The following is a 5,881-nucleotide window of genomic DNA, read 5'->3' on the forward strand; positions in this document are numbered from 1 at the left end:
GGGGGGCGGTGTTTTTGTTATCTCTTTCACCGGCTGGCACGGGCCCCCCGCCGCTCCGGCCGGGGGGGGGGGGGCGGGCCCCCCCCGGGGGGGCCCCGGGGGGGGGGGGCGGCCTCCCGCGGCCCTGCCGGCTTGCCCACGACGTCTTCTCTACCCATGACAGCACCGTGCCGCTCCGGCGACCACTGACGTTCGACCTGGCGGGGAAGGCCGGCGGTTCTTACGGCCAGGAGTGCGGCCGAGCAAACATGCCCACGGGCACGACCCCGGAACGGACGAAGGGTTGAACAGGCCATGGGCCCTGGTGAGGAACAGCGGGGGCGCCCTCGGCCCCGGTCCGTGATCGCGCTGTCGGTCATGTTCCATTGCCGTCACCTCTCCTGCCGAGCGACTCGGTCTTCTCCACCCAGCGCGGCAGGCGCTCCCCAGCCTCATGGGGTTTCCGTCGGGAGCCCCCACACCGCGATGCCCCGCCCCGGCAGGCTGCCCGGCACCGGACGCGCACCGCGGGGGCCGGCCGGGAACCGGGTAAGCCGGACTATTCTCGGACCGTGGGGAGCCGGTGGAAAGGCCACGTCACGCGCCATCCGCTGTGGGGCGCTGTCGAGTTGACGCTCGCCCGGCATGTCGTGCTGGTGTTGTTCGCCACGGTGATCCTGCCTCCGCTGGTTCCGTCGTGGTTTCCCGATCTCGGTGCTGCCGTGGTCAACGCGGTGTGCTTCGCGGGCGTCTGGCTCGTGCTGTGGCGGTGGGAGTGGCTGCGGGCGTCGGGGGTCGCGACGCCCGGCCGGGTGCGGCGCTGGTGGCTGGGTGTGCCGATGCTACCGGGAGGCTTGCGCTGCCTGGACCGGCTCCCAGGTGCGGTTTCCACCGGCCGGGACGAGGATGAACGCATGACCGCCATCGCTCTCCGTCTCGGTGCCTTCCGATGGGCAGCGGCCCCCATGCGCTGATGCCCGGTGACGGCGGCCGCGGACCGGTGGCCGTTCCGGGTGCAGACGGCCCGGCGGTACAGGCCCTGCCAACCGCGGAGGTCTTCGTCGCCCTCGGCTCCTCACCCCGGGGGCTCGCCTCGGGGACTGCGCGGACGAGGCGGGAACGGTTCGGCCCCAACGAGTTGCCGCATGCCCGGCGGCGGGGGGCGTGGCGGCGGCTCCTCGCGCAGTTCACGGATCTGTTCGCGGTCGTGCTGCTCATCGCGTCGGCCATCACCTTTCTGGCCTACGGACTGGAACACCCCCATGATGTGGGCACGCTGCAACTGGCCCTGGCGATCCTCGGCGTGGTGGTGCTGAACGCTGTGATCGGCTTCGGTCAGGAGTACTCGGCGGAGCGCACAGCCGAGTCGCTGCGGGCGATGGTGCCGCACACCAGTCGCGTCCTGCGCGACGGAGAGCGACTGGAGGTACCAGCTCGCGATCTGGTGCCGGGGGACGTCGTGGCCCTGGAGGCCGGGGACGCGGTGTCGGCGGACTGCCGACTGGTGGAGACACACGAGGTCACGGTGAACAACGCCGCCCTGACCGGGGAGAGCGATCCGGTCGGCCGATCGGGTGAACCGGTGGCGGCCGGCCCCGTGCTTCAGGCCCGCAACTGCGTCTTCATGGGCACCGATGTCGTGGCGGGCTCCGCGAAGGCCGTGGTGTTCGCCACGGGCGCGGCGACGGAGTTCGGGCGCATCTTCCGGCTCGCCGCGGCGGCGCCGCGCCAGCGGACCCCCCTTCAGCTCCAGGTCGCCTCGATGGCCCGCCGGGTGGCGGGGGCGGCGCTCGCGACCGGGGCGGTGCTCTTCGCAGTGCGCCTGCCCACCGGGCAGGGGCTCGTCTCCTCGTTCGTCTTCGCGCTCGGAGTGATGGTGGCACTCGTCCCCGAGGGACTGCCCGCCACCTTGTCCGTCTCGCTGGCCATCGGCGTACGGCGCATGGCACGCCGGCACGCGCTCATCAAACAGCTGCTGGCCGTTGAGACGCTGGGATCCACCAACGTGGTGTGCACGGACAAGACGGGCACGCTGACCCGGGCGGAGATGACCGTCGCCCAGGTGTGGGCCGGTGGAGTGGCGCACATCGTCTCCGGGGTGGGGTACGCCCCGGTGGGGGCTGTTTCCGACCCCGAGGCGGTGCTGGCCGTTCTCCGGGCGGCCGCGCTGTGCTGCAACGCGCGGCTGGTCCCGCCGTCCGGGCGGGAGGGCTGGCGTGTCCTGGGGGACACCACCGAGGGGGCGTTGCTGGTCGCGGCGGCGAAGGCGGGCCTCGACGTGGAAGCGGAGGAGGCCGTGGCCCCCCGGGTGGCGGAGTATCCCTTCGACTCGGTCCGCAAGTTGATGAGCACGGTGAACAGTGACCCGGAGGGCGGCGGCTACCGGGCGTTCGTCAAAGGCGCTCCGCAGGAACTGCTCGCGCGCTGTCACACCGCTGACTGGAGAGGCGAACGGCTGCCGCTGACGGACGAACTGCGCGCGGCGGTGATCGCCGCGAACGATGAACTGGCCTCCCGGGGGCTGCGGGTGCTGGGGGTGGCATGGCGTCCGGTGACCGATCGCCGCCCGGCCCAGCACGACGTTGAATCGGAGCTCTCCCTCCTGGGCCTGGTCGGCATGCTCGACCCGCCGCGCCCGGAGGTCAGCGAAGCGGTCGAGGCATGCGGGCGGGCCGGTATCCGGATCGTCATGGTCACGGGGGATCATCCGCTGACCGCGGAGGCGGTCGCCCGCCGGGTGGGCATCGTCCGGCGGCCCGCCCCCACTGTCATCACGGGTGCCGGGCTGGACGCGCTCGACGCTCCGGCTCTGGACAAGCTGCTCACCGAGTCGGGTGAGCTGCTGTTGTGCCGGGTGAGTCCCGAGCACAAAATGCGAGTGGTCACCGCACTGCAGGGACGCGGCGACGTCGTCGCGGTCACCGGGGACGGCGCCAACGATGCCCCCGCCCTCAAACACGCGGACATCGGCGTCGCGATGGGCGTATCCGGTACCGATGTCGCCCGGGAAGCCGCGGTGATGGTGCTGCTGGACGATTCGTTCGCCTCCATCGCCACAGCGGTGAGACTCGGCCGCTCGGTCTACCAGAACATCCGTAAGTTCCTGATCTACCTCTTCAGCCACAACATCGCCGAACTCGTCCCGATCCTCGCCGCCACCTTCGCGGGGTTTCCGCTGGTCCCGATCAGCGCGGTGCAGATCCTGGCGATCGACCTCGGTTCCGACGTGCTGCCGGCCCTCGCGCTCGGGGCCGAGCCGCCGGAGCCCGATGTGATGGACCGGCCGCCCCGATCCCGGCGGGAGCGGCTGTTCTCGGGCGCCGTCGTGGGCCGCATCCTGTTCCTCGGCGGTATTCAGGCACTCGGCGTGTGCGCGGTGTTCTTCTGGCACATTCACGCCTCCGGGATTCCTTACACGGACTTCACCAAGGACACCCCGGCCTACCGGGAGGCGATCACCATGGTCCAGGCCGGAATCGTGGTCAGCCAGTTCTTCAACGCCCTGGCAGTGCGCACCGAGCAGCAGAGCGTCTTCCGGATCGGGCTGCTGTCCAACCCGTGGCTGCTGGCCGCCGGATGCGTCTCCCTCGGGGTGATGGCGGCGATCAGCTACCTCCCCGCGCTCCAGGCCGTCTTCAACACCGCTCCGCTGGATCCGTCCGACTGGGCGGTGCTGGCGGGATTCGGAGTGCTGCTCCTGGGCGCCGAGGAAACCCGCAAGGGGTGGGTACGGCGCCGCGTCGCCCGGAACCCGAAGGGAAGTACACGATGAGAGTGATCATCGCGGGGTGCGGGCGGGCGGGATCCAGGCTCGCCGTCGACCTCGTCGCCGAAGGCCATGACGTGCGGCTCATCGACCGCTCGCCCCGGGCCAGAAAGCTGCTGCCCGACGGTTTCCCCGGTCAGTTCCACGAAGGCAACGGATACAGCCGGGCGGTTCTGGAAGCCACCGGAATCCAGCACGCCGACGCGTTCGTCGCCGTCACCTCGGGGGACAACAGCAATATCGTCAGCGCCCGGACGGCTAAGGAGACCTACCGGGTCCCGGTCGTCCTGGCCCGCATCTACGACCCCCGCAGTGCCGACATCTACCGCGACCTGGGCATCCCCACCATCGCCAGTGTGCGCTGGACGGTGCATGAGATCCACCGGATGCTGCTGCACCGCCATCTCACACCTGAGATCACCTTCGGCAACGGGGAGACAGTGCTGGTCCGCAGCCTGCTTCCGGCCTACCTTACGGGGCGGCGCCTGACCGAGTTCGACGTCGACGGAGAGATCCGCGTCGTGGAGGTCACCCGGGCCGGCCGTTCACGCGTGCCCGCCCACGACACCCCGGCGGAATCCGGCGACCTGGTCACCTTCGCCGTCGCCGCCACCGCGCTCGGCCGGCTGCGGGCCTTCCTGGACAAGGAGCTGGGTACGTGAAAGCCCTCATCGCCGGCGCCGGCCGGCTCGGCACCCAAATCGCCCAGGTGCTCGCCGCCGCAAGGAACGAGGTCACCCTCGTCGACGTCGACGAGGACCGGGTTGCCGAGCTCCGGGGCCGCGTTCCGGTGCGCCTGGTGGCCGGGGACGCCTGTGACCCGGCCTTCCTGGAACACGCGGGCGCGCTCACCGCCGATCTGATGATCGCCGCCACCGGCGGGGACGAGGACAATCTCGTCATCAGCCTGCTCGCCAAGCGCCAGTTCCAGGTGGAGCGCGTCGCCGCCCGCGTCAACGACGTGGACAACGCCTGGCTGTTCGACCGGCGGTGGGGCGTGGATGTGGCCGTCCCCGCCGCCACACCGCTGATCTCCCTCATTGAAGAAGCCACCGGGGCCACCGACACCGTCGCTCTTCTCCGGCTCAGTAAAGCGGGCGTCAACGTGATCGAGACCACCATCACCGACCGGTCCCGGGCCGTCGGCCATGCCCTCGCCGATATCGGTCTCCCCGCCGGTTCGGTCATCGCCACCGTCGTCCGCGACGGCCGACCCACCGTCCCGGCCGCCGGGATGAGGCTGCGGCCGGGTGACGAACTCCTGGTGATCTCACACACCGCGACCGAGCAGGAAATCCACGCCGCCTTCCAGTGAGGGCCACGGCCCTTCGAGCCCCGGGAGAACCGTCACCCCGCCGTCGCCGGTTGTCCTGGCCGCCCACCGGCGCCGTACCGGGTGATCGGGGTGCCGCCCCACCACCGCGTTGCTCTCCCCGGAGACCGGCGGACCACCGTCGACCGGCTCACCCCGACGGGGGAACAGGATCTGAGACGCCGTGACCGGCCGGAGCGAGGCCGAATACACGGCCGTGCGCGAGCTGCGCGGCCCGCTCGCCGTGGTGGAGGGGATCTCGGGAGCCGAAGGCCACCTGTCACGAGGGGGCGGATGAGCTTTTCAGTAAGACGTCAGGAAAGGCTGCGGCCATGGTCGGCTTCGTACGCGGCGAAGACCTCCGCCGGTGTTCCGCCGGTATGGAGGAACTGCTCGTCGAGGACCGTGGCAAGGGCCTCCAGAGCACCGGCGAGCATGGCCGCCGCCAGACGCACATCGGGATGGCCTGCCGCCCGCCCGCGCTGGGCGAGCTCAGCGGCGTAGCCGACGCTGGAGGCCAGCGGCGCGTGGTTTTCGCCGTCGTGGAAGTAGTACGCCTCGGCATATTGGGTGAAGTCGACACGGACGCGTACCACTTCGGTGGCCACACTCGCCAGCAGCGAGGCTCCCAGAGCGCCATCCAGTCGTTGGGCCGAAGGGTCCGGGGGGGGCCCCCGCGCCCCACCGCTCCCCCCGCCCCCCCCGCCGGGGCCGGGGCGGGGGACACCCCGCGGGCCCCCCGCGGCCCGCCCCCCCCCCCCCCCCCCAACCCCGCCCCCCGGCGCACCGCGGCGCACCCCTCGGGCGCGGCCTCCAGCGCGGTC

5 protein-coding genes are annotated in these 5,881 nt (G+C 71.5%); 4 read left to right on the forward strand and 1 reads right to left on the reverse strand.

What is annotated here, in order from left to right; genetic code table 11:
- Window positions 1-551 precede the first annotated feature (551 nt).
- The 4 genes from ACFXB5_RS01020 to ACFXB5_RS01035 are packed head-to-tail and all read left to right on the forward strand — an operon-like array spanning window position 552 to window position 5,060.
- Entirely contained in the window at window positions 552-953 is a 402-nt protein-coding gene (locus ACFXB5_RS01020) for a hypothetical protein (RefSeq protein ID WP_385201169.1), read from the forward strand.
- Window positions 929-3,751 (forward strand): cation-translocating P-type ATPase, encoded by a 2,823-nt coding sequence (locus ACFXB5_RS01025; RefSeq protein ID WP_385201171.1) that lies wholly within the window; start codon window positions 929-931, stop codon window positions 3,749-3,751. Before ACFXB5_RS01020 ends, ACFXB5_RS01025 begins: the two co-directional genes overlap by 25 nt.
- Window positions 3,748-4,407, forward strand: coding sequence for a potassium channel family protein (locus tag ACFXB5_RS01030; RefSeq protein ID WP_385201173.1), 660 nt, complete (start codon window positions 3,748-3,750; stop codon window positions 4,405-4,407). Before ACFXB5_RS01025 ends, ACFXB5_RS01030 begins: the two co-directional genes overlap by 4 nt.
- Entirely contained in the window at window positions 4,404-5,060 is a 657-nt protein-coding gene (locus tag ACFXB5_RS01035; protein WP_385201175.1) for a potassium channel family protein, read from the forward strand. The genes ACFXB5_RS01030 and ACFXB5_RS01035 overlap by 4 nt, the downstream gene beginning before the upstream one ends.
- A gap of 311 nt (window positions 5,061-5,371) precedes the next feature.
- Here ACFXB5_RS01035 and ACFXB5_RS01040 read toward each other — a convergent pair whose 3' ends face one another.
- A complete protein-coding gene (locus ACFXB5_RS01040) occupies window positions 5,372-5,665 on the reverse strand; it encodes a hypothetical protein (protein WP_385201177.1) in 294 nt (97 codons plus the stop codon).
- Between the last annotated feature and the right edge of the window lie 216 nt (window positions 5,666-5,881).

The organism is Streptomyces sp. NPDC059455, from assembly GCF_042750115.1.
Classification (GTDB): domain Bacteria; phylum Actinomycetota; class Actinomycetes; order Streptomycetales; family Streptomycetaceae; genus Streptomyces; species Streptomyces endocoffeicus.

What these genes read in the sequence shown, in the direction of transcription:
- ACFXB5_RS01025 (WP_385201171.1), top strand. Translation starts at nt 929, where the DNA reads ATGGGCAGCGGCCCCCATGCGCTGATGCCCGGTGACGGCGGCCGCGGA.
- ACFXB5_RS01030 (WP_385201173.1), top strand. Translation starts at nt 3,748, where the DNA reads ATGAGAGTGATCATCGCGGGGTGCGGGCGGGCGGGATCCAGGCTCGCC.